This is a genomic window from Micromonospora sp. ABR4_055 (assembly GCF_056160425.1).
The window spans coordinates 1-26726 of sequence record NZ_JBSWXD010000093.1 but is presented as its reverse complement, the minus strand read 5'-3'; the positions used below and the strand labels follow the sequence as shown (position 1 = coordinate 26726).

At 71.8% G+C, this 26726-nt stretch carries 25 protein-coding genes and 1 pseudogene; 20 read left to right on the top strand and 6 right to left on the bottom strand.

Annotated features, from left to right (window positions below; translation table 11 throughout):
* From ACXAHD_RS20585 to ACXAHD_RS20575, 3 genes and pseudogenes are all read right to left on the bottom strand, one after another.
* Positions 1 to 1002 (bottom strand): annotated as a pseudogene (locus ACXAHD_RS20585) (hypothetical protein); the annotation flags it as partial.
* A gap of 64 nt (positions 1003 to 1066) precedes the next feature.
* The gene (locus ACXAHD_RS20580; RefSeq protein WP_123603834.1) at positions 1067 to 1429 is read right to left on the bottom strand and encodes a hypothetical protein; all 363 of its coding nucleotides are present in this window, start codon (positions 1427 to 1429) and stop codon (positions 1067 to 1069) included.
* Between the two features lie 15 nt (positions 1430 to 1444).
* Complete coding sequence (locus ACXAHD_RS20575; protein ID WP_233606437.1) at positions 1445 to 1732, bottom strand: hypothetical protein; 288 nt, start codon at positions 1730 to 1732, stop codon at positions 1445 to 1447.
* A gap of 370 nt (positions 1733 to 2102) precedes the next feature.
* Between ACXAHD_RS20575 and folP the strand changes: the two genes are divergently transcribed.
* The 6 genes from folP to ACXAHD_RS20545 all read left to right on the top strand — a co-directional run bounded on the left by folP (position 2103) and on the right by ACXAHD_RS20545 (position 6687).
* Entirely contained in the window at positions 2103 to 2975 is an 873-nt protein-coding gene (gene folP, locus ACXAHD_RS20570; RefSeq protein ID WP_475052563.1) for a dihydropteroate synthase, read from the top strand.
* Entirely contained in the window at positions 2972 to 3394 is a 423-nt protein-coding gene (folB, locus tag ACXAHD_RS20565; RefSeq protein WP_281552800.1) for a dihydroneopterin aldolase, read from the top strand. Before folP ends, folB begins: the two co-directional genes overlap by 4 nt.
* Positions 3395 to 3407: 13 nt before the next feature.
* Positions 3408 to 3935, top strand: a complete 528-nt coding sequence (gene folK, locus ACXAHD_RS20560; RefSeq protein ID WP_289211988.1) for a 2-amino-4-hydroxy-6-hydroxymethyldihydropteridine diphosphokinase — start codon at positions 3408 to 3410, stop codon at positions 3933 to 3935.
* 91 nt (positions 3936 to 4026) lie between these two features.
* A complete protein-coding gene (locus tag ACXAHD_RS20555; RefSeq protein WP_281552802.1) occupies positions 4027 to 4494 on the top strand; it encodes a DUF3180 domain-containing protein in 468 nt (155 codons plus the stop codon).
* Between the two features lie 224 nt (positions 4495 to 4718).
* A complete protein-coding gene (locus tag ACXAHD_RS20550; protein WP_281552803.1) occupies positions 4719 to 6293 on the top strand; it encodes an ABC transporter permease in 1575 nt (524 codons plus the stop codon).
* A 73-nt stretch (positions 6294 to 6366) separates the two neighbouring features.
* Positions 6367 to 6687 (top strand): hypothetical protein, encoded by a 321-nt coding sequence (locus ACXAHD_RS20545; protein ID WP_281552804.1) that lies wholly within the window; start codon positions 6367 to 6369, stop codon positions 6685 to 6687.
* Between the two features lie 6 nt (positions 6688 to 6693).
* Here ACXAHD_RS20545 and ACXAHD_RS20540 read toward each other — a convergent pair whose 3' ends face one another.
* Positions 6694 to 7683 carry an ABC transporter ATP-binding protein gene (locus ACXAHD_RS20540; protein WP_281552805.1) on the bottom strand — a complete coding sequence of 330 codons (990 nt, stop codon included), beginning with the start codon at positions 7681 to 7683 and terminating at the stop codon, positions 6694 to 6696.
* 2 nt (positions 7684 to 7685) lie between these two features.
* Here ACXAHD_RS20540 and ACXAHD_RS20535 point away from each other — a divergent pair, with 2 nt between their 5' ends.
* The 4 genes from ACXAHD_RS20535 (at position 7686) to ACXAHD_RS20520 (ending at position 12153) form a co-directional block, all read left to right on the top strand.
* Positions 7686 to 8378 carry an ABC transporter permease gene (locus ACXAHD_RS20535; protein ID WP_281552806.1) on the top strand — a complete coding sequence of 231 codons (693 nt, stop codon included), beginning with the start codon at positions 7686 to 7688 and terminating at the stop codon, positions 8376 to 8378.
* Complete coding sequence (locus tag ACXAHD_RS20530; protein WP_475052558.1) at positions 8375 to 9115, top strand: ABC transporter permease; 741 nt, start codon at positions 8375 to 8377, stop codon at positions 9113 to 9115. The genes ACXAHD_RS20535 and ACXAHD_RS20530 overlap by 4 nt, the downstream gene beginning before the upstream one ends.
* A 238-nt stretch (positions 9116 to 9353) precedes the next feature.
* Positions 9354 to 10358, top strand: a complete 1005-nt coding sequence (locus tag ACXAHD_RS20525) for a glycine betaine ABC transporter substrate-binding protein (RefSeq protein WP_281552808.1) — start codon at positions 9354 to 9356, stop codon at positions 10356 to 10358.
* 112 nt (positions 10359 to 10470) lie between these two features.
* Positions 10471 to 12153 carry a hypothetical protein gene (locus tag ACXAHD_RS20520; protein ID WP_475052553.1) on the top strand — a complete coding sequence of 561 codons (1683 nt, stop codon included), beginning with the start codon at positions 10471 to 10473 and terminating at the stop codon, positions 12151 to 12153.
* A 7-nt stretch (positions 12154 to 12160) separates the two neighbouring features.
* Here ACXAHD_RS20520 and ACXAHD_RS20515 read toward each other — a convergent pair whose 3' ends face one another.
* The gene (locus ACXAHD_RS20515; RefSeq protein WP_475052550.1) at positions 12161 to 13351 is read right to left on the bottom strand and encodes an NADH-quinone oxidoreductase subunit D; all 1191 of its coding nucleotides are present in this window, start codon (positions 13349 to 13351) and stop codon (positions 12161 to 12163) included.
* A gap of 94 nt (positions 13352 to 13445) precedes the next feature.
* Entirely contained in the window at positions 13446 to 14456 is a 1011-nt protein-coding gene (locus tag ACXAHD_RS20510; protein WP_289213685.1) for an SAM-dependent methyltransferase, read from the bottom strand.
* A gap of 115 nt (positions 14457 to 14571) precedes the next feature.
* Here ACXAHD_RS20510 and ACXAHD_RS20505 point away from each other — a divergent pair, with 115 nt between their 5' ends.
* The 10 genes from ACXAHD_RS20505 to ACXAHD_RS20460 all read left to right on the top strand — a co-directional run bounded on the left by ACXAHD_RS20505 (position 14572) and on the right by ACXAHD_RS20460 (position 26585).
* Positions 14572 to 15528, top strand: coding sequence for a Rossmann-like and DUF2520 domain-containing protein (locus ACXAHD_RS20505; RefSeq protein ID WP_475052548.1), 957 nt, complete (start codon positions 14572 to 14574; stop codon positions 15526 to 15528).
* A complete protein-coding gene (gene panC / locus ACXAHD_RS20500; RefSeq protein ID WP_475052546.1) occupies positions 15525 to 16466 on the top strand; it encodes a pantoate--beta-alanine ligase in 942 nt (313 codons plus the stop codon). The genes ACXAHD_RS20505 and panC overlap by 4 nt, the downstream gene beginning before the upstream one ends.
* Positions 16466 to 16912 carry an aspartate 1-decarboxylase gene (gene panD / locus ACXAHD_RS20495; RefSeq protein WP_281552812.1) on the top strand — a complete coding sequence of 149 codons (447 nt, stop codon included), beginning with the start codon at positions 16466 to 16468 and terminating at the stop codon, positions 16910 to 16912. Before panC ends, panD begins: the two co-directional genes overlap by 1 nt.
* Positions 16913 to 17018: 106 nt before the next feature.
* The gene (locus ACXAHD_RS20490) at positions 17019 to 17924 is read left to right on the top strand and encodes a septum formation family protein (RefSeq protein WP_475052543.1); all 906 of its coding nucleotides are present in this window, start codon (positions 17019 to 17021) and stop codon (positions 17922 to 17924) included.
* A 106-nt stretch (positions 17925 to 18030) separates the two neighbouring features.
* Positions 18031 to 19725 carry an L-aspartate oxidase gene (locus ACXAHD_RS20485; protein WP_281552814.1) on the top strand — a complete coding sequence of 565 codons (1695 nt, stop codon included), beginning with the start codon at positions 18031 to 18033 and terminating at the stop codon, positions 19723 to 19725.
* A complete protein-coding gene (gene nadC / locus ACXAHD_RS20480; protein ID WP_281552815.1) occupies positions 19710 to 20696 on the top strand; it encodes a carboxylating nicotinate-nucleotide diphosphorylase in 987 nt (328 codons plus the stop codon). The genes ACXAHD_RS20485 and nadC overlap by 16 nt, the downstream gene beginning before the upstream one ends.
* Before the next feature lie 16 nt (positions 20697 to 20712).
* Positions 20713 to 21471 carry a type III pantothenate kinase gene (locus tag ACXAHD_RS20475; RefSeq protein WP_281552816.1) on the top strand — a complete coding sequence of 253 codons (759 nt, stop codon included), beginning with the start codon at positions 20713 to 20715 and terminating at the stop codon, positions 21469 to 21471.
* Between the two features lie 107 nt (positions 21472 to 21578).
* On the top strand, positions 21579 to 23096 hold the full coding sequence (lysS, locus tag ACXAHD_RS20470; protein ID WP_475052539.1) for a lysine--tRNA ligase: 1518 nt from the start codon (positions 21579 to 21581) through the stop codon (positions 23094 to 23096).
* Between the two features lie 109 nt (positions 23097 to 23205).
* Positions 23206 to 23556, top strand: a complete 351-nt coding sequence (locus ACXAHD_RS20465) for a histone-like nucleoid-structuring protein Lsr2 (RefSeq protein ID WP_123603817.1) — start codon at positions 23206 to 23208, stop codon at positions 23554 to 23556.
* A gap of 497 nt (positions 23557 to 24053) precedes the next feature.
* The gene (locus ACXAHD_RS20460; RefSeq protein ID WP_281552818.1) at positions 24054 to 26585 is read left to right on the top strand and encodes an ATP-dependent Clp protease ATP-binding subunit; all 2532 of its coding nucleotides are present in this window, start codon (positions 24054 to 24056) and stop codon (positions 26583 to 26585) included.
* Positions 26586 to 26726 lie beyond the last annotated feature (141 nt).

Sequence of the window (26726 nt, the reverse complement as noted above, 5' to 3'; positions counted from 1 at the left end):
CCCCCCCCCCCCCCCCCCCCCCCCCCCCCCCCCTCCCCCCCCCCCCCCCCCCCCCCCCCCCCCCCCCCCCCCCCCCCCCCCCCCCCCCCCCGGTGCGGGTGCGGCGCGCTGTTGGGGCGCGGGCGCGGCGTGCTGCTGGGATGCAGCGTGCTGCGGCGTCGCCGGTAGCCGGCGTTGTGTCGGTGCGCCATCTTGCTGCGCTGCCTTGGCCCCGTGTGTCGGCTCGGGCCGGCTCCGAACGTGTTGCGCGGTCGGACCGGGCCGGCGGGTGGCGGCGGGCGGTGGCGGCAGGGCCGGTGCCGGTGGTGACGGTGGCACTGTGGACGCCGAGGTGGCCGGCTGGCCGTCACGAGGTGGGGCCGATTCGGCTGCCGGGGCCGGGTCGGCGGCGGTACGCGGGGTGGGCGTGGCGGCTCGACGCTGGACCGGCGGTTCGGGTGGCGGGGCAGGGGGACCGGACAGCGCCGAGCCGATCGGCCCAGCGGGTGGGGTGTCCCCGGCCGACGCGTCGCCGGGGGTCCCCTGCGGATCGTGCCGGGCGGGCGGTCCGATGGCAGTCTGCTGCGCCGGCGGTGCGATGGCATCGTGCCGGGTGGGCGGTTCGATGGCGTCGGGCCGCGTCGGTGCTGCGATCGCGTCGTGTTGGGCCGAGCGCCGGATCGCCGTGCGTGGTGTGCGGCCCGGCTGATGGCCACCGGCCGGGCCGGCACCCGGGAAAAGGTCCAAGAAGGGCGAGTCGATGTCGGTGCTGTCGCTCATACCGGCTCTGGGATTGGGCACTGGTGGTGCCGGCGGCGGGGTTCGCGTTGGCCGGCTGCCGCGGGATGCCGCGGGTGCCTGAAAGAAGGCGACCGCGCCGTGGCTGGGGCTGGTGACCAGTTCGGTGTCGGTCGACTCGTCCAGCTCGGCGGTGTCGTAGTCGGTCGATCGCTTACCGTTACCGCTGGTGCCGGACGGCTGACCGGCCGGGTGGGAGGAGCCCGGCGGAAATGATCGACTCATGCCATCGCCTCACGCCGCCGGCCGGCCGGGTGGACAGCGGCTGCGGTTCGGTGGTCGGTGCGGGTCATGCCAACTCCTCCCGGATCCGGATGTGGCTGGCGATCAGTCGCGGGTCTCGCTGTTCAGTGGCGGGTTCCCTGGTGCGGCGCCAGTCGGTGAGGGCGGTCCGGACCACCATCCGGGCGGGCCGATCCGGGTCGACGTACCGGAAGATGAAGGAGGTGGTGACGATCGCCAGCGCGATCTCCCAGGCGGGGAAGAGTTCCACGGTGAAGGTGAACGCCCAGTGGATGAACATGTAGAGCGGTACGAGGAGGATGAACACTCCGTACTGTGCATACGGCAGGTGGATCGGCAACGTGTAGCCGGGCGGGCCGAGGTAGACCAGCCGGGCGCGGTAGATGTCGTCGTCGGTACGCAGCCGCATCCTGTGCCCCGCGCTCTATTCGAACATCAGGTTGATGAGGTAGTCGCCGACGAAGAAGAGCGTCGCCGCTCCGGCGATGAACGCCAGACCCACGATCGCGATCGCGGAGCTGGTCAGGACCTTGGAGATCTCGCCCTTGCTGGCCCGGCCGATGAAGATCACGCCCAGCACGGCAAGCAGGATCGGCGCGACCTTGCTGGCGAGGAAGGAGACAACGCCCTCGGTGTTGAAGCCGGTCGGCGCCGGGTCCGGCTCGCCAGCCGGCGCGGCCAGCAACGGAAGCGTGTCGACCACGGACGCCATGGCGGCGTTGACCGTGTCGACGAGCGTTGTTTCGATCATGGGAACCTCCCCGGTGTGCGGCCGGCGAAGCCGGGGCACTGCAGTTGTCCAGCCTCACGGACGTGTCGGGTCGTGCCGCGAGTTTCGACCCTGCGTCCGGCGATCACCGCGTACGGTGATGATTTGTGGGCTTTTTGTCCAACTTCAGCCCTTCTCCTCGACGTTGCCCTCGCTGACCACCAGCAACTGCAAAGCGTACGGGCCACCCCTGTCTGGTACAAGCTGCGTGCAACTCGACCGACAGCGCCGCCGTGCCGCCGTTGTCTGGTTCGAGAGTACCCAGCATGCCCTCTGCCGGCCGACACCGAGCCGCGCCGGTACCGTCCTATCCGTGACCGATCTGCTGCGGCCGGCCCGGCCGGTCGTGATGGGCGTTCTCAACGTCACGCCTGACTCCTTTTCCGACGGTGGGCGGTACGCCGACCTCGACGCCGCCGTCGCCCACGGCGTCCGGCTGCACCGCGACGGCGCCGACCTGATCGACGTCGGCGGTGAGTCGACCCGGCCGGGAGCGGTGCGGATCGACGCCGCGACCGAGGTGGCCCGGGTGCTTCCGGTCGTCCGGGCGCTCGCCGCCGCCGGCGTACCGATGAGCATCGACACCACCCGGGCAGCGGTCGCCGCCGCCGCGCTGGCCGCCGGGGCGGCGGTGGTGAACGACGTCTCCGGCGGTCTGGCGGATCCACGGATGGCCGAGGTGGTCGCCGACGCCGGCTGCCCGTGGATTCTGATGCACTGGCGTGGGCACTCCGACCGGATGCAGGACCTGGCGCACTATCGCGACGTGGTCGGCGAGGTCCGCGCCGAGCTGGCCGCCCGGATCGACGCCGCACTGACCGCCGGGGTGGCCGCCGACCGGCTCGTCGTCGACCCCGGTCTCGGCTTCGCCAAGCGGGCCGAGCACAACTGGCAGCTCACCGTCCGCCTGCCCGAACTGCTCGACCTCGGTTGCCCGTTGCTCTTCGCCGCCAGTCGCAAGTCCTACCTGGGCCAACTGCTCGCCGACCCGGCAGGCCAGCCACGGCCGGTCGACCAACGGGCCGCAGCGACCACCGCCACCAGTCTGCTGGCGGTCGCCGCCGGCGCCTGGGGGGTCCGGGTACACGACGTCCGGGACACCGTCGACGCGCTGGCGGTGTGGCAGGCCAGCGGGCGTCCCCGGATCGTCCCGGACGCCGACGATCCGCCGGCGAGCCGTCGATGACCGACCACCAGCCCGCCGCAGCGCCGTCGCCCGACCCGGGGGCCGCGCGGCCGTCGACGACCGACCGGATCGTGCTGACCGGGCTACGCGCCCACGGCCGGCACGGCGTCTACCCGCAGGAACGCGCCGCCGGGCAGGACTTCGTCGTCGACGTCGAGCTCACCGTCGACCTCACGTCGGCGGCTGCCTCGGACGACGTCACCGACACCGTGCATTACGGCGAGCTGGCCGACCGGCTCGTCGCGATCGTCAGCGGCGAGCCGGTGAACCTGATCGAGACGCTGGCCGACCGGCTGGCCGTCCAGTGCCTGGCCGACCACCGGGTCCACTCGGTCACGGTGACCGTGCACAAGCCGCAGGCGCCGATTGCACACCGGTTCACCGACGTCGCGGTCGTGCTGACCCGGAGCCGACCATGACCCGGAGCCGACCGTGACCCGGGCGGTCCTGGCGCTAGGCAGCAACCTCGGTGACCGGTACGGGTGCTTGCGCGCGGCGGTGCGGTCGCTGGACGACGTACTGCTGGTCGTCTCCGGGGTCTACGAGACCCCGCCGTGGGGCGACCCGGCGCAGCCCGACTACCTCAACGCGGTCGCGCTGGTGGCCGACCCGGGCGCCGCGCCGGCCGATTGGCTCGACCGGTGCCGCAGCCTCGAACGGGCCGCCGGCCGGGTGCGGGATCCGGACCGGCCGTACGGGCCACGCAGCCTGGATGCGGACGTCGTCGCGGTCTGGACCGACGACGACGTCCCGGTGTTCAGCGACGATCCTGAGCTGGTGCTGCCCCATCCCCGGGCGCGGCTGCGGGCGTTCGTGCTGCGACCGTGGATCGACGTCCAGCCGTACGGCCAACTGCCCGGCCACGGCTGGCTGACCGACCTGCTCAACCACGATCCGGTCGCCGGGGACCTGCTCGAACTGCGCCCCCGACCGGATCTGCCGCTAGAGTCGACCCAGTGAACGTGCGTCTGTCGATCACCTTGCCGGGGTTGATGCTGCCGTGACCGGACCGGGAGTCAGCCCGCGTGGACGGGAGCCTGACGAGCCACGGATGGGGCCTACCAGGTTGTCCACCCTGGTGGTGGCGGCGCTGGCCGCCGCGGCGGTCGGCTGGCTGGTCATCAGCAGCTGGTACGTACGGATGCCGGTCCTACCCTGGCTACCCTCCGTGACGCTGGCGGCATTGGCCGTGTTCGAAGGGTACGCGGCGCTGAACACTCGGGCCCGGGTCGACCGCCAGCCCGGGCACGACCCGGTCAACCCGCTGCTCGCCGCCCGTTTCGTGGTGCTGGCCAAGGCGTCCTCCCTCGCCGGGGCGATCTTCGCCGGCTTCTATGCCGGTCTGGTGCTGTGGCTGTTCATCCAGCCGACCCGGGCGGCAAGCAACGACCTGCCGGCCGCTGGCAGCGGTTTGGTCGCTGCGGTCGCGCTGGTCGCGGCGGCGCTCTGGCTGGAGCGGGCCTGCCGGGTCCCGGACCGCCCGGAGGACTCCGACACCCCGGACCAGCCGGCCGACTGACCGGACTGCCCACCGACCGGCTGTCGACTGACTGACCGGTCTGCCGGGCCGGTCCGCTGGGCAAGTGCCGACCCGGCATCGACCCGGTTCCGGGCAGCTCGGCCGGATACGGGGGGTGACGGCCGGACCTGGTCGCGGGTACGGTGCCTGCGACCGGTACGGCTGCCCGGGCCACCGCGCGGACGCCACACACTGGTCGACTGAGCGACCAGAGGAGACGCGGTATGGCGTACGACGATTCGCCTTATCGCCGGCGGAACGCGAGCACCTCGGATCCGACCGGCCACCATCCGCCCGGCGACACCCGCTACGGCGACACCCGCTACGGCGACACCCGCTACGGCGACACCCGCTACGGCGACACGCGGTATCCGGCGGCCGAGCCTGGTCGTCGCGGCCCGGCCGGCTACTCGACAAGTTCCTTCTCCACCGTTGCGGACTTCTCCACGGCCGGAGGCTCCATCACCGCGGACTCCGCCGCGACCGGGAACTCATCCGCTGCCGCGGACCAGGCGACACGCAACTCCGCCACCACCCGGCACAGCCGTCGCCGACGGGCGTCCACGGCGCTCGACGACGTCTTCGACGACCCCTACCACGGCGAACGCGGCCGGGACCGGCTCGGCGTGCACTTCATCTGGGAACTGATCCTGCTGCTGGTGGTCGGCGGGATCGGCTACCTGCTCTACCGGGTCGACCCGGGTCTCACCACCGCCGGCACCCGCGATCCGCTGCTGGTCTACGCAACCGGGCTCGGCCTGTTCGCGCTCGCCGCCGGGGTCACGCTGCGCGCCGGGGCGCCGAACCTGGCCATCGGGCCGGTGGCGGTGGCCGCCGCGCTGCACTTCGCCGAGAACGGCGACAACGGCGTGGTGCCGGTGCTGGTCACCGGCATCATCTGGGCGGTGGTGCTCGGTGCGGGGACGGCGCTGCTGGTCGCTGGCCTGCAGGTGCCCGGTTGGGCAGGCAGCCTGGTTGCCGCCTGTGTGGCGGTCGTCTTCATCCAGCAGCGGTCCGGCCCGGTCGACCTGCAGGGTGCCTTCGACCCGACCGGCCAGGCGTTCGTGCTCTTCGGTGGCTTCGTCGTGCTGGCGCTGCTCGGTGGATCCCTCGGCACGATCAAGTCGATCCGGCGGGGGGTCGGGCGGTTCCGACCGGTCGCCGACCCGGCCGACCGGCGGGGCGGCGTCGCCGCACTGGTCACCAGCGGTGCGCTGATCCTGTCGATGGTCTTCGCGGTCGTCGGCGGGGTGCTGCTGGCCGCCGTCGGCAACGGCCCGGTCAGCCCGTCGGTGGGGCTGGAGTGGACAGCGGTGGCGATCGGCGCGGCGCTGCTCGGCGGGACCAGCGTCTTCGGCCGCCGGGGCGGTGTCTTCGGGACCGTGTTGGCGGTGATCGGCCTGACCCTCTTCATCAGGTACGCCGAGCTGCGTGACCTCGACATCGCGCTGTACGCCACCGGCGCCGTCGCGGTGGTGGTCGGGCTGACGGTGACCCGTCTGGTGGAGACGTTCGGCCGGCCACGGTCGACCTCGGTCGACGACGCCGGCGAAGCCCAGGAAGCCGAGCAGACCGCAGGCGAGTCGGCTGGTGAATCCGAGCCGGTCCACTACGACGGTCGGCCGGCGGACTGGCCGGAGCATGCCCAGGCCGGCTCCGGCTGGCCGTCCGACCCGCCCACCGGCGGCCAGCAGTCCTGGTCTGCCTCCCTGCCCGCCCAGCCGGCGCCGGCCCGGGACCGCTGGGATACCAGCGACAGCTGGGGCGCCGACGACCAATGGGGCACCGACAGTCGCTGACCCGCCGGCAGGCTAGCCGCCGAGCAGGCCAGCTGCCAAGCCAGCGACGGACCGGCGGGTTAGGCTCGCTGATATGACCGAATCGCCGGCCGCAGACCGCGCCACGCCGACCTTCGAGGAACTCGATCGGCTCTCCACCGAACAGTTGCGGGAGCAGGCGTTCGAGCTGGCCCGGCAGCGCAAGGACCTGGGATTCTTCTGGTCGATAACCCAGCGGCTGTCCCGGGCCGACGACGCCAGTGAGCTGGATGGCGCGCCGAACTCGATCGGCCCGACCGTCGAGGACGCGGTGGCGCTGTGGCGGGAGTTCACCGGCCACGAGTACGGCGAGTCGGAACCGTTGCTACGGGCAGCGTTCATCGACTACCTGCTGCGGCCCGGGCAGCGGAGCTGATGCAGGTCAGCCGGCGTCGAGGATCCGGCGTCGGCTCACCACGCCGACCGGCTGGTCGGCGTCGTCGACCACCCGGGCGTGCTCCGCGCCGCTGACCAGCAACCGGGCCAGCGCGTCGTAGAGCGAGGTACCCAGGGCGAGGGTGGGCAGCCCGGCCGGATCCGGAGCCCTCGGGTCGTCGTCGAGCAGTTCGCGGCTCACCGGGGTGACCGCGAGCCGGCGGATCGCCCGGTCGGCGCCGACGAACTCGGTCACGAACGGGGACGCCGGCCCGCCGAGCAGTTCGGCCGGTGCCGCATACTGCTCAAGCCGGCCGCCTTCGGACAGTACGGCGATCCGGTCGCCCAGCCGTACCGCCTCGTCCAGATCGTGGGTGACCAGCACGATCGTCTTGCGTACCTCGGCCTGCAGGCGGAGAAACTCCTCCTGCAGCCGGCCGCGGGCGATCGGGTCGACCGCGGAGAACGGCTCATCCATCAGCAGGACGACCGGGTCGGCGGCCAGTGCCCGGGCGACGCCGACCCGCTGGCGTTGCCCGCCGGACAGTTCGTGCGGGTAGCGCTTGCCGTACCGGCCCGGTTCCAGCCCGACCAGGTCGAGAAGTTCGTCGGCGCGGCGCCGGATCCGGTCCCGCTGCCAGCCGAGCAGCCGGGGGACCGTGCCGACGTTGGCCCGGATCGTCTGGTGCGGGAAGAGCCCCACGTGCTGGATCACGTATCCGATCCGGCGGCGCAGCCGCACCGGGTCGACCTGGGTGACGTCCTCGTCGCCGAGCATGATCCGCCCGGTCGTCGGCTCGATCAGCCTGTTGATCATCCGGAGCACGGTGGACTTGCCGCAGCCGGACGGGCCGATCAACACCACCAACTGGCCGGCGGGGATCTCCAGGGAAAGGCTCTGTACGGCGCGTGTCCCGTCCGGGAACTGCTTGCCGATGTCGGTCAAGGTGATCGCCGCCGCTCCGTCGGCGTCGGTGTCCCGCACGGTACCGTCCACCTGTGTCCTTCCACCTGCTCGCCGACCGGGCTGATCCGGGTAACCCGTGGTTCTCCGGTCAGTACGTACGGGACAACTGGTCGACGATCGTCGCCGCGTTGACCGAACACGTCACCCTGACGGTACAGGCGGTGCTGATCGCCGCGCTGCTGGCGGTGCCGCTGGCGGTGGTCGCGTACTGGTTCCGGTCGCTGACCGGGCCGATCCTCGCCCTCACCGGCGTGCTCTACACCATCCCGTCGCTGGCGTTGCTGGCCTTCATCGCGCCCTACGTCGGCGCGACCAATCCCGCGTCGGTGCTGATCGCCCTGGTGCTGTACGCGCTGCTGCTGGTCGTGCGCAACTCGCTGGCCGGGCTGAGCCAGGTGCCGGCGGCGACCATCGAGGCCGCCGACGGGATGGGGTACGGCCGGTTCGGTCGACTGCTGCGCATCGAACTGCCGTTGGCGCTGCCCGGCATCATGACCGGCTTGCGGCTGGCCACGGTCTCCACAGTCGCGCTGGTCACCATCGGCTCGCTGATCGGCTATGGCGGCCTCGGCGACCTGATCTTCAGCGGCTTCCGGAACAACTTCTACAAAGCCCAGATCCTCACCGGTACGCTGCTGAGCGTGGCGCTGGCCCTGCTGCTCGACCTGCTCTTGGCGGGTGCCGGACGGCTGCTGACGCCCTGGGCCCGGCGGGTCGCCCCGTGAGCCGGCAGAGTGTGGCGGCGAACCCGGTCGAGCAGGCGGTGACCTGGCTCAACGACCCACTCAACTGGACCAACCCCGGTGGTGTGCTGGACCGCCTCGGTGAGCACCTGACCATCTCGGCCGCCGCGGTCGCGGTCGGCTGCCTGGTGGCCTGGCCGGTCGGACTGTGGCTCGGGCACGCCGGCCGGGGCGGCGGCCTGGTGGTGCTGGTGTCGAACCTGACGCTGGCGGTGCCGACCATCGCCCTGCTGTCCATTCTGCCGCTGACCTTCCTGGGCTTCGGCAAGCCGCCGGTGATCCTGGCGTTGGCGGTGTTCGCCGTACCACCGCTGCTGGCCAACGCGTTCACCGGGATCCGGCAGGTCGATCCGCAGGTGCGGGAGGCGGCTCGGGGGATGGGACTGTCCGGCTGGCAGGTGCTGCGCCGGGTCGAGTTGCCGCTCGCGGTGCCGTACCTGGCGGCCGGGTTCCGGACCGCGGCGGTGCAGGTGGTGGCGACGGCGGCGCTGGCGGCGTTCGTCAACGGCGGAGGTCTCGGGCAGATCATCAGTGCGGGCTTCGGACTGGGCATCTCGATCGGCGGCGGCCAGATCCTCGCCGGCGGTCTGTTGGTGGCGACCTTGGCGCTGGTCACTGAAGGGTTGCTGGCGGTGCTCGAACGGGCGTTCACTCCGCGGCCGCTGCGCCGGACCGGCCGGCGGGCGAACGAGCAGACCAGCGCGGTCGGCTCGGGTTGAGTACGTCGCTTTCCGTTCGGGCCGGATGACGATCCGGTGACAACCGATCTTCATCTGTTGTCGGACCCAACGGTGAGGATGTTCGGTAGAGGGAACGGGTGACGGCATGCCGGCACGGGCCGGGGCCCCGTCGCGGCTGCCGTGCTGCCCGCAGCACGCTCGCGCGGGCATGTGCCGCGCCCGTCGGACACGCGGCCGGCCCGATGGGGGCGCGCCGGGACACAGGAGGCGGGCAATCATGCATGCACGGACACGTATCGCCCTGAGCGCGGTCGGCGCGCTCACCGCGGCGGGTTTCCTCGCCGCATGTGGCGAGGCGGGGTCATCCGGCACCGAGGCGCCGGATGCCGGCGCGTCCGGTGCCGGCTGCGCACCGGTAGCCGGCGACCAGCTGGTGGTGCTGACTGACGACAAGAAGCTGCAGAACACCGACAACATCGTGCCGGCGGTCAACGCCGACGCGGCATCGCCGCAGGTCATCGCCGCCCTGAACAGGGTGTCGGCAGCGTTGGACACCGAGAAGCTGATCGGGCTCAACCGGGCGGTCGACGTCGACCGTCAGACGCCGCAGGCCGCGGCCGAGGAGTTCGCCGCCGCCGAGGGCCTGACCGACGGTATCGAGACCGGACCGGGCGGTGAGTTGATCGTCGGCGCGGCCAACTTCAGTGAAAGCGAGACCTTGGGCGAGTTGTACCGGATCGTGCTGACGGCGGCGGGCTACGACGTCACCGTGCAGCAGATCGGCAACCGTGAGCTGTACGAGCCGGCGCTGGAGACCGGGGAGATCCAGGTGGTGCCGGAGTACGCGGCCACCATGGCGGACTTCATCAACAACAAGGTCGCGGGGGAGAACGCGCCGGCGATCTCGTCGCCGGACCTGGACGAGACGATGACCGGGCTCCGCGAGGTCGGCGAGCAGGTCGGCATCGTCTTCGGCGAGGCGTCTGCGGCACAGGACCAGAACGCGTTCGCGGTGACCAGTGCCTTCGCCGACGAGTACGGCGTCAGTACGCTTTCCGACCTGGCGGAGAAATGCTCCGGTACGGCGACCGTCCTGGGCGGTCCGCCGGAGTGCCCGCAGCGTCCCAAGTGCCAGGAAGGGCTGGTCGAGGTGTACGACTTCCGGGCCGGGGAGTTCAGCTCGCTTGACGCCGGTGGGCCGCAGACCAAGACCGCGTTGACCACCGGCGAGATCAGTGTCGGTCTGGTGTTCTCGTCGGACGGAGCGTTGGCGACCGGCTGATTTCGTGGCTGGCGCGGACTGTCGCCGGCCACCCGGGCTGTGGAGCCTACCTTCTCGGACAGCAGGCGGTACCCGTTCCGTTGATCTGTAGATGTCGGTAGGCTCCACAGCCATGTCCGCTCCCGAGGCCGAAGAGGAGCCGCGCCGCACGGTTCCGCTCAAGTGGCTTACCTGGGGTGGCCTGGGCTTGGCGCCGCTGGCTGCGCTTTTGCTGCTGCTTGGCGACGGCGACGGCTCGTTGCGACTGGCGATGGTGATCGCTATCGCGTCCGTGGTGTTGATCGGATTGTCAATCACATTGCGTGGCGGCGTGGAAACTATGCGCGCCGACATGGAGGATGCGCTCGTCGAGGAGATGGACGTGCTCCGCGAGGACGTGCGCAACGACATTTCCACCGCCGTCCGGGCGACGCACCGCGCCTTCGGCGAGAAGATGCAGGCGGTTCAGGACGACGTCGAGGCGCTTCGTGGTCAACTGGACGGGACTCGCGCCGAGATCGCCCGCAGTGATCCGGCCCGGGCACAGCCGGGCGGTGACCGCGCCGGCTACGACCGGTTCGATCAGGCCGCTCCGGCGTCCGCCGTACCGGCGGCGGTGCCGGCCTCCGGCCCGACCGGGGCTGCCGGCTACGGAGGCGAGTACAACGGCGGCCAGTACGGCTCCGCAGGTCAGTACGGCTCGGGCGGCCAGGCCGGCCGGGCCTCGGTCCCGGCGGTCAGCGGCACCGTGCTGCCCCGCCAGCAGGGGCCGAACGGCGCCGTCCGGCAGCCGGAGACCGTCCAGGTGAGCACCCGGCAGGTCGTCGACCCGCGGGCCGACGACGAGCCCGCCGGCACGGTGTACGGCGGGACCCGTTCCGGCGGCCGGGGTGGCGAGTCCATCGACGGTGAGTGGTCCGCTCCGGCGGCCCGTGGGCGGCGTTCCGCCGAGCCGGACGAGGAGTCGTGGACCGAACGCCGGCTGCGCGACCAGCCGGAGGAGCGCTGGTCGTGGAGTGGCGACCGGGACGACAGCGCCGAGCAACGGTACGGCGACCGACCCGTCGACCGGTGGGACGTCGGGCGGGCCGACGGCTTCAGCACCGGGTCGCCGGCCGAGCGGTGGCCACCGGCCCGTGAGGACGACTACCCACCGGCCCGGTCCGGGGCCGGCACCCGTAACGGCCGGTACCCGCAGGACCGGGGCGACCTGCTGGGGTCGGGCGGTGATCGGGTCGCGGACGAGCCGGCGTGGCGGGACGCCCGGTGGGACCAGCGGATGGCCGACCCGCCGTCGGACGGACCAGGGGTCAGCGGGACCGGCCGGCGTGCGGCGCTGCCGGCGTTGCCGGCCGGCAGTGGCGGCGAGTCGCCCCCGGCATGGTCGTCGCCGGCCCACGATCCCCTCGACGACGAGCCGGTCCGGCGCAGCCGTCGGTACCGGGACGAGGAGGACGACGTCGGTCGCCGGTTCCGCGACGACGACCCGCCGCGCCGGTTCCGCGACGACGACCCGCCCCGCCGGTACCGGGACGAAGAACCCGCGGAACCGGGCCGGCGCTACCGCGACGACACGTCCGGCCGGCGCTACCGCGACGACGAGCCGCCCCGCCGGTACGCGGAGGAGGGCACCGCCGGCCGCCGGTACCGTGACTACGACGATGAGCCGGCTCGGCGCTACCGCGACTACGACGACGGCGCCCCGGGCCGGCGCTACCGGGACCCGGACGACGGTGGCCGGCGGTACCGCGACGACGACGGCCGTGGCCCCTTCCGTGACGACGCCGACTACCCCGACGACCGCCGCTGGCGGTAGACCGGCGTCACTTGTCGATGTCGCCGACCACGAAGAACATCGAGCCGAGGATCGCCACCAGATCCGGCACCAGGCTGCCGGGGATCAGCGTCGCCAACGCCTGCACATTGGCGTAGGAGGCGGTCCGCAGCTTGAGCCGCCACGGGGTCTTCTCCCCGCGGGAGACTAGGTAGTAGCCGTTGACTCCGAGCGGGTTCTCGGTCCACGCGTAGGTGTGGCCCTCGGGTGCCTTGACCACCTTCGGCAGCCGTACGTTGACCGGCCCGCTCAACTGGTCGACCCGGTCCAGACAGCGGCGGGCCAGGTCGAGCGAGGCGTACACCTGGTCGAGCAGCACCTCGAACCGGGCGTGGCAGTCGCCGGCCCGGCGGGTGACCACCGGCACGTCCAGTTCACCGTAGGCGAGGTACGGCTCGTCGCGGCGCAGGTCCAGGTCCAGCCCGCTGGCCCGGGCGACCGGCCCGGAGGCACCGAACGCGGCGGCCGTCGCCGCGTCGAGCACCCCGACCCCGACCGTACGGGCGAGGAAGATCTCGTTGCGCCGGATCAGCCGGTCCAGGTCGGGCATCCTGGCCTCGACCTGGCCGATCGCTTCCCGGGCCCGGCTGGTCCAGCCGGCCGGCACCTCCTCCTTGAGGCCGCCCACCCGGTTGAACATATAGTGCATCCGGCCGCCGGAGACCTCCTCCAGCACGGCCTGCAGCGTCTCCCGCTCCCGGAACGAGTAGAACACCGGGGTGAGCGCGCCGATCTCCAGTGGATACGAGCCGAGGAACATCAGGTGGTTGAGCACCCGGTTCAGTTCGGCCAGCGCGGTCCGCAGCCAGGTGGCCCGCTGTGGCACCTCGATGCCCATCATCCGTTCGACGGCGAGCGCCACCCCCAGCTCGTTGGCGAACGCGGACAGCCAGTCGTGCCGGTTGGCCAGCATGATGATCTGCCGGTAGTCGCGGACCTCGAACAGCTTCTCGGCGCCGCGGTGCATGTAGCCGATCACCGGCTCGCAGGAGACCACCCGCTCGCCGTCGAGGACCAGCTTGAGCCGGAGTACGCCGTGCGTGGACGGGTGCTGTGGGCCGATGTTGAGCACCATGTCGGCGGTGTCCAGCCCGGCGCCGGTGCCGACGGTCAGCTGGCGGAGTCCGTCGGCCGACCCGGCCGGGGGCGGCGAACCGGTGTCGGTGTCCATGCCGGCCATCGTCGCACGCCGGCTCCCCGCCACACGGTCGGCGGGGATCCCGGTTTCGGACCAGCAGGGGATCCGGGTTTCGGACCAGCAGGGGATCCGGGTTTCAGACCAGCAGGGATTCGGCGTCGACGGCCAGCCCGACGGGTTGGACCAGCCACCAGTGCCCGCCGAGGCCGTCCGGGTCGGTGAGTTCGGCGGCGGTGCTGGCGGCGGCCAGCGCGGCCAGATAGCCACGCGGGTCGGTGCCGGCCAGCGCCAGCGGCGGTCGGCGGCCGTGCACCCCGAGTCGGTGCAGCGCGTCCCGCTGCCGGCACAGCAGGTGGCCGGCCCCGCCAACGGCCGCCGATCCGGCGGCGGCGACCGCGTCGATCGCCACGTGCGCGGTGAGGTCGCAGGAGCCGTCGGGGACCGGGGCCACCGTACGGCCGGCCCGGAAACCGGTCAGGGTGCCGGTGACCGGGCGGTCGGCGTACCGGTGGCCGTAGTCGACTGTCACGGCGACGCCCCGGCGCAGGGTACGTACCGCCGCGGCCCAGGCCTCGTCGCGGGGGCGACCGATCTCAGCCTGCGCCCCGTCCGGCAGCGGCGGCCACCAGCGGGCCAGCCAGGCGGAGTCGGCGGCGCCGAGTTCCCGGCCGGGGTGCTGCCGGCCGGTTGCCGGGTCGACCAGCAGACAGCGGAGCCGGTCACCGTCGCGGACGGCCAGATCGAGCGGTACGTTGTCCAGCCACTCGGTGGCGACGAGCAGCCCGGTGGTTCCCGTCGGCGGCGCGGTCCGCCAGGCGACCGGTTCGGGCAGGCCGGCCGGTCGGGGCGCCGGGTCGACGCCGGTCAACCGGATCCGGTCGGCAAGCGTCCCGGGCGGGTCGGCAAGCAGCCGGTGTACGGCGTCGAGCAGTTCACCGCCGCCGGCTCCGACGTCGACCAGGTCGACCGGGTCCGGGTGGTCGAGGAGGCGGTCGACCCGGCGCAGCAGCCGCAGCACCGCCCGGGCGAACGGCGTACCGGTCTGGGCGCTGGTCGAAAAGTGCGCGGCGGGCACCGGGGTGCCGCCGGTCACATAGAAGCCCTCCGGTCCGTACAGCGCGGTGGAGATGGCGTCCCGCCAGGTCAGCACCCGGCCACCCTAGATCAGCGGGTGAAGGTTTTCACACACCGTTGTTTCCGGTCCGTTGCCTCGGCGCATACTGGCATCGACCGGTACCCCCGTTCGAGGACTGGATCACATCATGAGCGCATCGGCGCGCCCGGCGGCGGCGGACGTTTCCGCTGCCCGGGTTACCGACCCTGCTGTCGGGGTCGTGGGCGCCGGCCGGGTAGGCGCGGTGCTCGCCGCCGCCCTGACCGCCGCCGGCCATCGAATCACCGCGGTCTCCGGTGCCGGCCCGGCCAGCCGGGACCGGATCCGCCGGCTGTTGCCCGGCGTCCAGCCCTGGCCGGTGGCCGAGGTCGCCGACGCCGCCGAGCTGCTGATCCTCGCGGTGCCCGACGACGTGCTGCCGACCGTGGTGGCCGACCTGGTGGCGGCCGGCGTACTGCGGCCCGGCCAGGTCGTGGCACACACCTCGGGAGCGCACGGTCTCGCCGTGCTGGCCCCGGCTGCGGTGGTCGGCGCCGCCCCGCTGGCGCTGCACCCGGCGATGACCTTCACCGGCGAGCGCGGCGACCTGGACAGGCTGCCCGGGATCAGCTACGGAGTTACCGCCGACCGGCCGCTGCGGCCGCTGGCCACCCGCTTGGTGGCGGCGCTGGGCGGCACCGTCGAGTGGGTCGCCGAGATGGACCGGCCGCTCTACCACGCCGCCCTGGCGCACGGCGCGAACCACCTGGTCACCCTGGTCAACGAGGCCAGCGACCGGCTGCGCGACGCCGGGGTCGCCGACCCCGGCCGGGTGCTCGCACCGCTGCTGCGCGCCGCCTTGGACAACGCCCTGGCGCACGGCGACGCCGCGCTGACCGGGCCGGTGTCGCGCGGCGACGCCGGCACCGTCGCCCGGCACCTGGACCGGCTGGCTGACACCGCCGCGGAGAGCCTGCCCAGCTATCTGGCGTTGGCCCGGCGTACCGCGGACCGGGCGATCGCCGCCGGCCGGCTGCCGGCGGCCGCCGCGGTGCCGCTGCTCGACGTGCTGGCCGGCCGGGAGCCGGTCGCCACGTCGGGCCGGCGTCGGGAGCCGGTCCGATGAGCGCGGCCGGTCCGATGAGTGCGACGAGCCCGGCCTCGACCGCGCCGACCACCTCGACCGCGCCGACCGCACCGGCCGGGCTGCAAGTGGCGTGGACCCGCGCCGAGCTCGCCGCGCTGCGGGCCGGCTGGTCCGGCTCGGTGGCGGTGGTGATGACGATGGGTGCCCTGCACGACGGGCACGACGCCCTGCTGCGCGCGGCGGCGGCCCGCGCCGACCACGTGATCGCCACGATCTTCGTCAACCCGCTGCAGTTCGGGCCGACCGAGGACTTCGACCGGTACCCGCGCACCATCGACGACGACCTGGCGGTCTGCCGGCGGGCCGGGGTCCGGGCGGTCTTTGCGCCGGCCCGGGCCGAGGTCTACCCGGACGGCGCGCCGCAGGTCAGAGTCGACCCGGGGCCGATCGGGGAGATCCTGGAGGGGGCGAGCCGGCCGGGCTTCTTCCACGGGGTGCTGACCGTGGTGCTGAAGTTGCTCCAGATCACCCGGCCCGACCTGGCCTTCTTCGGGGAGAAGGACTACCAGCAGCTGACCCTGGTCCGGCGGTTGGTGCGCGACTTTGACCTGCCAGTGGCCATCGTCGGAGTGCCGACCGTCCGGGAGTCGGACGGGCTGGCCCGGTCCAGCCGTAACCGCTACCTGTCGCCCCAGCAGCGGCAGGTGGCGCTGGGGCTGGCCGGGGCACTGCGGGCCGGCGTGGACGCGGCGACGGCGGGCGTCTCCGCCGACGAGGTGCTGGCCGCCGGCCGGGCTGCCTTCGACCAGCACACCGGTGGCGCCGCCGAGCTCGACTACCTGGCGCTGACCGATCCCGAGCTGGGGCCGGCGGTGCCCGGTCCGGCCCGGCTGCTGATCGCCGCCCGGGTCGGTGACACCCGATTGATCGACAACACCCCGGTGGAGCTGGCCGGCTCCCGATCGGAAGGATCCTGATGCTGCGCACCATGCTCAAATCCAAGATCCACCGGGCCACGGTGACCCAGGCCGATCTGCACTACGTCGGCTCGGTCACCATCGACGCCGACCTGCTGGACGCGGCCGACCTGCTGCCCGGCGAGCAGGTGGCGATCGTCGACGTGACCAACGGCGCCCGGCTGGAGACGTACGTCATCGAGGGGGCCCGGGGCAGTGGGGTGATCGGCATCAACGGGGCCGCCGCTCACCTGGTGCACCCCGGTGACCTGGTGATCCTGATCGCGTACGGGCAGTTCACCGACGCCGAGGCCCGCGCCTGTCAGCCCCGGGTGGTGCACGTCGACGCCGCCAACCGGGTGATCCAGCTCGATGCCGACCCGGCCGGGGCACCCGCCGGTGTGGTGGGCGACCCGGTCCGTGGCGACACCGCCGCCGGCTGGCCGGTGGTTGCCGGCAGGCCTTAGCGTGGTGACGGTTGTCGACCGCAAGCCGGGCGGTGACCGTACGGTCACTCAAAGGTGTCGTATGCTCGGCGGTCCGGACCGCCAGCCAGCCCGTGGGAGGGACTCGATGCGCCGATGGACCGCCGCTTTCGCGGTCGGTGGAGCGCTTGCGCTCGGCCTGACCGGGTGCGGCCTGCCCGCCGGGGTGGACGGCGAGCTCACCAACAGTTGGCAGCCGATCCCCGAGCCGAGCCCGTTCGTGCCGCCGGCCGAGGTCTGCCATCCGGGGGACTTCGCGGAGACCGCCTACCTGTCGTCGTACAGCCCGGTCGACTGCTCGGCCCCGCACCGGGTGGAGACGGTGCATGTCGGCACGTTCGGCGCTGAGGCTGCGGAGGCGACCGCGCCGCCGGCGCAGGGCTCGCCCGAAATCCGTGTCGCGTACGCCGAGTGCGACTCCGCGACCAGCGAGTACGTCGGTGCCGACTGGCGGCTCGGCCGGCTCTGGGTGGGGGTGGCGGTGCCGTCCCCGGCCGCCTGGGAAGGTGGTGCCCGCTGGTTCCGCTGCGACGTCACCGAGGTGACCAACGTGGAGGACAACGGTGGGACGGCGTCGCGCACCGCGAGCCTGCGCGACGAGCTGGCCGAGCCATCGCCGCTGCATCTGACCTGCTACGCGGTCCGTAACGACGACAACGGCGCGATCGACACCATGCCGGCCGAGGAGTGCGACGAGCCGCACAACGCGGAGTTCGCCGGGGTCTGGCAGGCACCGGACATCGAGTATCCGACCCGGGACCGGGACTGGAACCAGTTCCACACCGAGTGCCGCAAGGTGATCGGCCGGTACGCGGATGTGCCACTCGACGGCAACCTGCAGTTCCGTACCGGGGTGATCTCGCTGCCGGGCGGTGCCGCCGAGTGGGCGGCCGGCAACCGGGGCGTCCGCTGCTACCTGTGGCTCGACGAACGCAACGTCGAGCGGTCGCTCAAGGACGTCGGCACCGAGGGCCTGCCCATCCAGTACGAGTAGTGGCCGGCCTCGTGACGGCCGCCGCCGGGTGCCCGGACGGGTGTACCGGCCCACATCCGCCGGCCCCGGCGGCCCGCTGCCAGGGCCGGCGCGGTTGACTCTGCCCATGCGACTGCGTATCCCGGCCCTGCCCGAGCTGCCCGGTCAGCTCGCCGCGCCGGATCCCGGCTGGGCGGAGACCACCGACGTGGTGGTCGTCGGCTCCGGCATCGCCGGCCTGACCGCCGCGCTCTACCTGCGGGAAGCCGGGCTGCACGTCACCGTCGTGACGAAGGTCAACATCGACGACGGGTCGACCCGGTGGGCACAGGGTGGGATCGCCGCCGTGCTGGACCCGCTGGACACCCCGGCCGCGCACGCGCAGGACACCGAGACCGCCGGGGTCGGGCTGTGCGATCCGGACGCGGTCCGGGTGCTCGTCGAGGAGGGGCCGGCCAGGATCCGGGAGCTGATCCGGGTCGGTGCCGAGTTCGACCGGGACGCCGACGGTGTGCTGCTGCTCACCCGGGAAGGTGGTCACCGGGCCAACCGGATCGTGCATGCCGGCGGCGACGCCACCGGCGCCGAGGTGCAGCGGGCGTTGCACGCCGCGGTCCGTCGGGACCCCTGGATCCGGCTGGTCGAGCACGCTCTGGTCGTCGACCTGCTGCGTGCCGCACCGGACGCCGACGGGGAGCCGGCCCGGGCCTGCGGAGTCACTCTGCACGTGCTCGGCGAGGGCTCGCCGGACGGGGTGGGCGCGATCCTGGCCCGCGCCGTGGTGCTGGCCACCGGCGGGATGGGGCAGATCTTCGCAACCACTACCAATCCGGCGGTCTCCACCGGCGACGGTGTGGCGCTGGCGCTGCGAGCCGGCGCGGCAGTGGCGGACCTGGAGTTCGTCCAGTTCCATCCGACGGCCCTGGTGGTGCCGGGTGTCACTGGCGGCAGCGGCCAGCAGCCGCTGGTGTCCGAGGCGCTGCGCGGCGAGGGCGCGCTGCTGCTCGACCCCGACGGCAAGCGGTTCATGCTCGGCCAGCACGAGCTCGCCGAGTTGGCCCCACGCGACGTGGTCGCCAAGGGCATCCACCGGGTGATGTCGGCGGTCGACGTCGACCACGTACAGCTCGACGCCCGGCATCTGGGCGGTGAGTTCCTGGCCCGGCGTTTCCCGACGATTGTGGCGTCCTGCCGGGCCATCGGGATCGACCCCGCCGAGGAGCTGATCCCGGTGGCACCGGCCGCCCACTACGCGTCCGGCGGCGTCCGCACCGATCTGCACGGCCGCACCACCATCCCCGGCCTGTACGCCTGCGGCGAGGTGGCCTGCACCGGTGTGCACGGTGCCAACCGGCTGGCCAGCAACTCGCTGCTGGAGGGCCTGGTCTTCGCCCGGCGGATCGCCCGGGACGTCACCCGCGACCTGCCGCCGCAGCTGGAGCCGGCCGGTACCGGCCGGGCGACCGATCGGGCCGACGGCTGGTTGTTGCCGGCCGAGGCCCGGCAGCCGCTGCAGCGGGCGATGAGCCGGGGCGCCGGAGTGCTGCGTTCCGCCACGACGCTGGACGGCGCCGCCGTCGAGCTGCGCCGGCTCGCCGGTGGCCGGGGCACGCCGGGCACCGCCGGATGGGAGGCGACTAACCTGGTCACCGTCGCCACCGCGCTGGTGGCGGCGGCGTACGCCCGGCAGGAGACCCGGGGTTGTCACTGGCGCGACGATTTCCCGTCGGCGGCCGAGGGCTGGCTGGGGCATCTGGTCAGCGCGCTCGGCCCGGTCGGGCAGCCCACTCTCACCTGGGAGCCGTCATGCGTAGCGAGGTGACCGTCGCCGCGTCGCTGGCCTGCGGTCTGGACCCGGAGGTGGTCCACCGGGTGGTGGCGACCGCGCTGGCCGAGGATCTCGGCCCGGACCGGCTGGACGTCACGTCGGCGGCCACCATCGATCCGGGGCAGCTCGGCACCGCCGAACTGGTGGCCCGCTCCGCCGGGGTGGTGGCCGGGTTGCCGCTGGTCGCCGCTGTCTTCGCGGCGGTCCCGTCGCCGACCGCCGACCCTGCCGGCTCGGTCGGCGGTGCCGGCTCTGCCGATGGTGCCGGCTCTGCCGGCCCGGTCGAGGTGCGGCTGCACCGCGCCGACGGTGACCGGGTGCCGGCCGGTACGGTGCTGGCCACGCTGACCGGCCCGGTCCGGACCCTGCTCACCGGCGAGCGGACCGCGCTCAACCTGATCAGCCGGCTCTCCGGGGTGGCCACCCATACCCGGGCCTGGACGGACGCCCTCGCCGGGTCGAAGGCGACCGTGCTGGACACCCGCAAGACCACCCCCGGGCTGCGGCTGCTGGAGAAGTACGCGGTGCGGGTCGGCGGCGGCGGCAACAAGCGGATGGGTCTGTACGACGTGGCGATGGTCAAGGACAACCACAAGCTGGCCGCCGGCGGGGTGGGTGCCGCGTACCGCCGGGTGCGCGAGGCCTTCCCCGGCGTACCGGTGGAGGTCGAGGTGACCACGTTGGCCGAGGCGGTCGAGGCGGTCGAGGCCGGGGCGACGTTCCTGCTCTGCGACAACATGCCGGCGGAGCTGCTGAGCGCGGTCGTCGCCGAGGTGGGTGACCGGGTCGAGGTGGAGGCCACCGGCGGACTGACCCTGGCCAACGCGGCCCGGTACGCGCGGACCGGGGTGGACTACCTGTCGGTCGGGGCGTTGACCCACTCCTCGCCGATCATGGACATCGCGCTGGATCTGCGACCGGCCGGTGTCAGCGCGTCGGCTGGTGCCGACCGGCCCGCCGGTTGACCGTCGAGGGGACGACATGCTGCTCTGCATCGACATCGGTAACACCAACACGGTGCTGGCCACGTTCAACGGGGACAAGCTGGTGCACTCGTGGCGGATCAAGACCGACGCCCGGTCAACCGCCGACGAGCTCGGCCTGATGTTCCGCGGGCTGCTCGCCGGGGATGCTGTGGAACTCACCGGGGTGGCCGCCTGCTCGACCGTACCGGCGGCGCTGCGCTCGCTGCGGACCATGCTCGGCCGCTACTACGGCGACATTCCCAGCGTGATCGTGGAGCCCGGGGTGCGGACCGGGGTGCAGCTGGCGATCGACAACCCCAAGGAGGTCGGATCGGACCGGGTGGTCAACACCCTCGCCGCGCACACCTTGTACGGTGGCCCGTCGATCGTCGTCGACTTCGGCACCACCACCAACTTCGACGTGATCAGCGCCCGGGGTGAGTTCCTCGGCGGGGCGTTCGCTCCCGGCATCGAGATATCCTTCGACGCGTTGTCGGCCCGCGCCGCCCAGCTGCGCAAGGTCGAGCCGACCCGGCCCCGGTCGGTGATTGGCAAGAACACCGTAGAGTGCCTGCAGTCCGGCATGTACTTCGGTTTCGCCGGCCAGGTGGACCGCATCGTGGAGCGGATGGCGGCGGAGTTGGGGCAGCTCAGCGCAGTTATCGCGACGGGCGGACTGGCCCCGGTGGTGATCGGTGAGTGCCGCACCATCACCCACCACGAACCGATGATCACCCTTATCGGCCTGCGGATGGTGTACGAGCGGAACACCTGATCCCCACTGCGGCCTTGTCAGCTGCGTCACGGAACCCTGGTTGAGTACGCTCGTGGCCGGACCGTGACCACGAGGTCGCACCGTTGTCCGTACCCCCTGTGTTGAGGATGCCCGCCGTGACCGAGCACGTGACCGTACCCGACGATTCCGCAGCGGATCTGCCCGAGCAGATGCGGGTGCGCCGGGAGAAGCGGGACCGGCTGCTGGCCCAGGGCGCGGAGCCCTATCCGGTCGGTTTCCCCCGGACCACGTCTTTGGCGCAGTTGCGGCAGCGCTTCGGCGACCTGCCGATCGACACCGCCACCGGCGAACAGGCGGCGGTCACCGGCCGGGTGATTTTTGTGCGGAACACCGGCAAGCTCTGTTTCGCGACGCTGCGTGAGGGTGATGGCACCGAGTTGCAGGTGATGCTGTCCCGGGATCGGGTCGGTGCCGAGCGGCTGGAGGACTGGAAGCGGCTGGTCGACATCGGCGACCACGTGGGGGTGGCCGGCGAGGTGATCACCAGCCGTCGGGGTGAGCTCTCGGTGCTCGCCGACTCGTGGCAGATGACCGCCAAGGCGCTGCGTCCGCTGCCGGTGGCGCACAAGCCGTTGAGTGAGGAGGCCCGGGTCCGGCAGCGGTACGTCGACCTGATCGTCCGTCCGGAGGCGCGTCGGACCGTGCGAACCCGGGCGACGGTGCTGCGTACCCTGCGCGACTCCTTCCACCAGCGGGGGTTCACCGAGGTGGAGACGCCGATGCTGCAGGTGCTGCACGGGGGCGCAGCGGCCCGGCCGTTCGTCACGCACAGCAACGCTCTTGATGTCGATCTGTATCTGCGAATCGCTCCCGAGCTATTCCTCAAGCGCTGCGTGGTCGGCGGCATCGACCGGGTGTTCGAGATCAACCGGAACTTCCGCAATGAGGGGGTTGACTCTTCGCACTCGCCTGAGTTCGCCATGTTGGAGACCTACGAGGCGTACGGGGACTACGACACCATGGCGCGGCTGACCCGGGATCTGGTACAGGAGTGCGCCAGCGCGATCAGTGGGTCACATGTGGTGATCCACGCCGACGGGTCGGAGTTCGACCTTGGTGGCCAGTGGCGTACGGTGACTCTGTACGGAGTGTTGTCAGAAGCTCTCGGTGAGGAAGTCACTGTACGGACCGACCGAGCGCAGTTGCTACGTTACGCCGAGAAGTTCGATGTCGCCGTGGACCCGAAGTGGGGTCCGGGCAAGCTGGCGGAGGAACTCTTCGAGGAATTGGTCGTGCCGACTCTGCTCCAGCCGACCTTCGTGCGGGACTACCCGGTGGAGACCAGCCCGCTGACCCGGGCGCACCGCGCCGAGCAGGGGTTGGCCGAGAAGTGGGACCTCTATGTGCGCGGCGTCGAGCTGGCCACCGCGTACAGCGAGCTGGTCGACCCTGTGGTGCAGCGGGAGCGACTGGTGGCCCAGGCGCGGCTGGCCGCCGGTGGTGACCCGGAGGCGATGCGCCTCGACGAGGACTTCCTCCGGGCCATGGAGTACGGAATGCCGCCGGCCGGGGGCATGGGAATGGGAATCGACCGGTTGCTCATGGCCCTGACCGGCCTGGGTATTCGCGAAACCATCCTCTTCCCTCTGGTCCGTCCGGAGTAGTCGGCCAGATTTTTTTCGGGGAGTTTGCGCGTCCTATTGACGGCTGGCGCATCTTTCGGGCTATTGTGCTCCTGATTGCGGGAGAACGTGCTCGGAAGGACAACGGCCTGTGGCCAAGCAGATCATTCACAAGCTGGTCGACGATCTGGACGGCGGCGACGCCGACGAGACCGTCAAGTTCGCCCTCGACGGCGTCCAGTACGAGATCGACCTCTCGGAGAAGAACGCGGACAAATTGCGGCAGGTTTTCGCTCCGTACGTGGCTGCCGGTACCAAGATCGGCCGCGGTGGCGTGGTCGTGGGTGGTCGGGCCGCGCGGGGTCGGGGCGGTGCCGCCGCCGACCGTGAGCAGAACCGGGCGATCCGGGCCTGGGCGAAGAAGGAAGGCAAGGAGATCTCCGACCGCGGGCGCATCCCGCAGGAGATCGTGGACGAGTACCACGCCAAAGCCGGGCGCTGATCGTCCCAGGCGTGCCGGTCCCGGCCAGCCCTCGTCGGCCAGTCGGAGCCAGTGACACGAGGTACGGATGTCTCATCCGTACCTCGTGTCCGTTTCTGGGGTCTGGCGGTTGCAGCGCGATCCTGCCGGGGGCCGGCCGGTCTACTGCTCCGGCCAGAGCGTGGCGGGTTGTCCACAGCCTGTGCACCGGTTGTCCACAGGCCTGTGGACGACCGGTGGGGCGGTGGCGGTACGGACGGCGCGTTCCGGTTGGCCGATGCCGCGCCCGGTCACCGGACCGAGCGGATTTCGCTCACCGCGTAGCGCCGGAGCCTCGGGGAACAGCCAACGACCCGGCACAGTTGGGGTAAACGTTGCGGATCGCCCCTGCTCCGGCCCGACACGGCAGGAGCGGAGTCGGCCCACGGCGATAGAGTGATGGCACGAGCTTCCGCCTGGAGGCTCGTGCGCTGGCCCGCCAAGACCACTGGCGCACGGCACGTGAGGAGCACGAGGGCATGTTCGAGCGGTTCACCGACCGAGCGCGACGGGTTGTCGTCCTGGCTCAGGAAGAAGCCCGGATGCTCAACCACAACTACATCGGCACGGAGCACATCCTGCTCGGCCTCATCCACGAGGGTGAGGGCGTGGCGGCGAAGGCCCTGGAGAGCCTGGGCATCTCGCTGGAAGGTGTGCGTCAACAGGTCGAGGAGATCATCGGCCAGGGCCAGCAGGCGCCGAGCGGGCACATCCCGTTCACGCCGCGGGCCAAGAAGGTGTTGGAGCTGTCGCTGCGGGAGGCGCTGCAGCTCGGCCACAACTACATCGGCACGGAGCACATCCTGCTCGGCCTGATCCGTGAGGGCGAGGGCGTCGCGGCCCAGGTGCTGGTCAAGCTCGGCGCCGACCTCAACCGGGTGCGCCAGCAGGTGATCCAGCTGCTGTCGGGCTACCAGGGCAAGGAGCCGGCGGCCGCCGGCGCCGCAGCGGGCGAAGCCGCCCCGTCGACCAGTCTGGTGCTGGACCAGTTCGGCCGTAACCTGACCCAGGCGGCCCGGGAGGGCAAGCTCGACCCGGTCATCGGCCGGGAGAAGGAGATCGAGCGGGTCATGCAGGTGCTGTCCCGCCGGACCAAGAACAACCCGGTGCTGATCGGCGAGCCCGGCGTCGGCAAGACGGCCGTGGTGGAGGGCCTGTCCCAGAAGATCATCAAGGGCGAGGTGCCCGAGACGCTGAAGGACAAGCAGCTCTACACTCTCGACCTCGGTGCGCTGGTCGCCGGCTCCCGCTACCGCGGTGACTTCGAGGAGCGCCTGAAGAAGGTGCTCAAGGAGATCCGCACCCGGGGCGACATCATCCTGTTCATCGACGAGATCCACACCCTGGTCGGCGCGGGTGCGGCCGAGGGTGCGATCGACGCGGCGAGCATCCTCAAGCCGATGCTGGCCCGAGGCGAGCTGCAGACCATCGGGGCGACCACCCTCGACGAGTACCGCAAGCACCTGGAGAAGGACGCCGCGCTGGAGCGTCGGTTCCAGCCGATCCAGGTCGGCGAGCCGTCGCTGGCCCACACCATCGAGATCCTCAAGGGCCTGCGCGACCGCTACGAGGCGCACCACCGGGTGAGCATCACCGACGCCGCCCTGGTGGCCGCCGCGACGCTGGCCGACCGGTACATCTCCGACCGGTTCCTGCCGGACAAGGCGATCGACCTGATCGACGAGGCCGGCGCCCGGATGCGGATCCGTCGGATGACCGCGCCGCCGGACCTGCGTGACTTCGACGAGCGGATCGCCCAGGTGCGTCGCGACAAGGAGTCCGCGATCGACGCGCAGGACTTCGAGCGGGCCGCGCAGCTGCGGGACAAGGAGAAGCAGCTGCTCGGGCAGAAGGCGCAGCGGGAGAAGGAGTGGAAGGCCGGCGACCTCGACGTGGTCAGCGAGGTCGACGACGAGCAGATCGCCGAGGTGCTCGGCAACTGGACCGGCATCCCGGTCTACAAGCTGACCGAGGAGGAGACCTCCCGACTGCTGCGCATGGAGGACGAGCTGCACAAGCGGGTCGTCGGCCAGTCCGACGCGGTCAAGGCGGTCTCGAAGGCGATCCGGCGGACCCGGGCCGGCCTGAAGGACCCGAAGCGGCCGTCCGGCTCGTTCATCTTCGCCGGCCCGTCCGGTGTCGGTAAGACTGAGCTGTCGAAGGCGCTCGCCGAGTTCCTGTTCGGCAGCGAGGACGCGCTGATCCAGCTGGACATGTCCGAGTTCCACGACCGGTACACGGTGTCCCGGCTGGTCGGTGCCCCGCCCGGGTACGTCGGCTACGACGAGGGCGGGCAGCTGACCGAGAAGGTGCGGCGTCGGCCGTTCTCGGTGGTGCTGTTCGACGAGATCGAGAAGGCCCACCCGGACGTGTTCAACACGCTGCTGCAGATCCTGGAGGACGGGCGGCTCACCGATGGTCAGGGGCGGATCGTCGACTTCAAGAACACGGTGATCATCCTGACCACGAACCTGGGCACCCGGGACGTGGCGAAGGCGGTGTCGCTGGGCTTCCAGGCGTCGGAGGACTCCGACTCGAACTACGACCGGATGAAGCAGAAGGTCAACGACGAGCTGAAGCAGCACTTCCGGCCGGAGTTCCTCAACCGGATCGACGACACCATCGTGTTCCACCAGCTGAACCCGACCGAGATCCTGTCGATCGTGGACATCATGATCTCCCGGATCGAGACCCAGCTGCGGAACAAGGACATGAGCATGGAGCTCACCGACAACGCCAAGAAGTACCTGGCGAACAAGGGCTTCGACCCGGTGCTGGGGGCTCGGCCGCTGCGTCGCACCATCCAGCGCGACATCGAGGACAACCTGTCGGAGCGGATCCTGTTCAACGAGCTCAAGCCGGGTCAGATCGTGGTCATCGACTGCGAGGGCGACCCGGACGACATCGACAAGTCCAAGCTCGTTTTCCAAGGCGCTGACCGTCCGGTCGCCGTACCGGATGCGGTTCCCGCCGACCTCGGCGGTGCCACGGCGGCCGGCGCGGACGAGTAGGACCGGTAGCCGACTGTCAGTGGGGGGGGGGGGGGGGGGGGGGGGGGGGGAGGAGGGAGGGGAGGGGGGAGGGGGTCGAAAAAAAAAAAACACAAAAACAACTCCCCCCCCCCCCCCCCCCCCCACCCAAAACCCAACAAA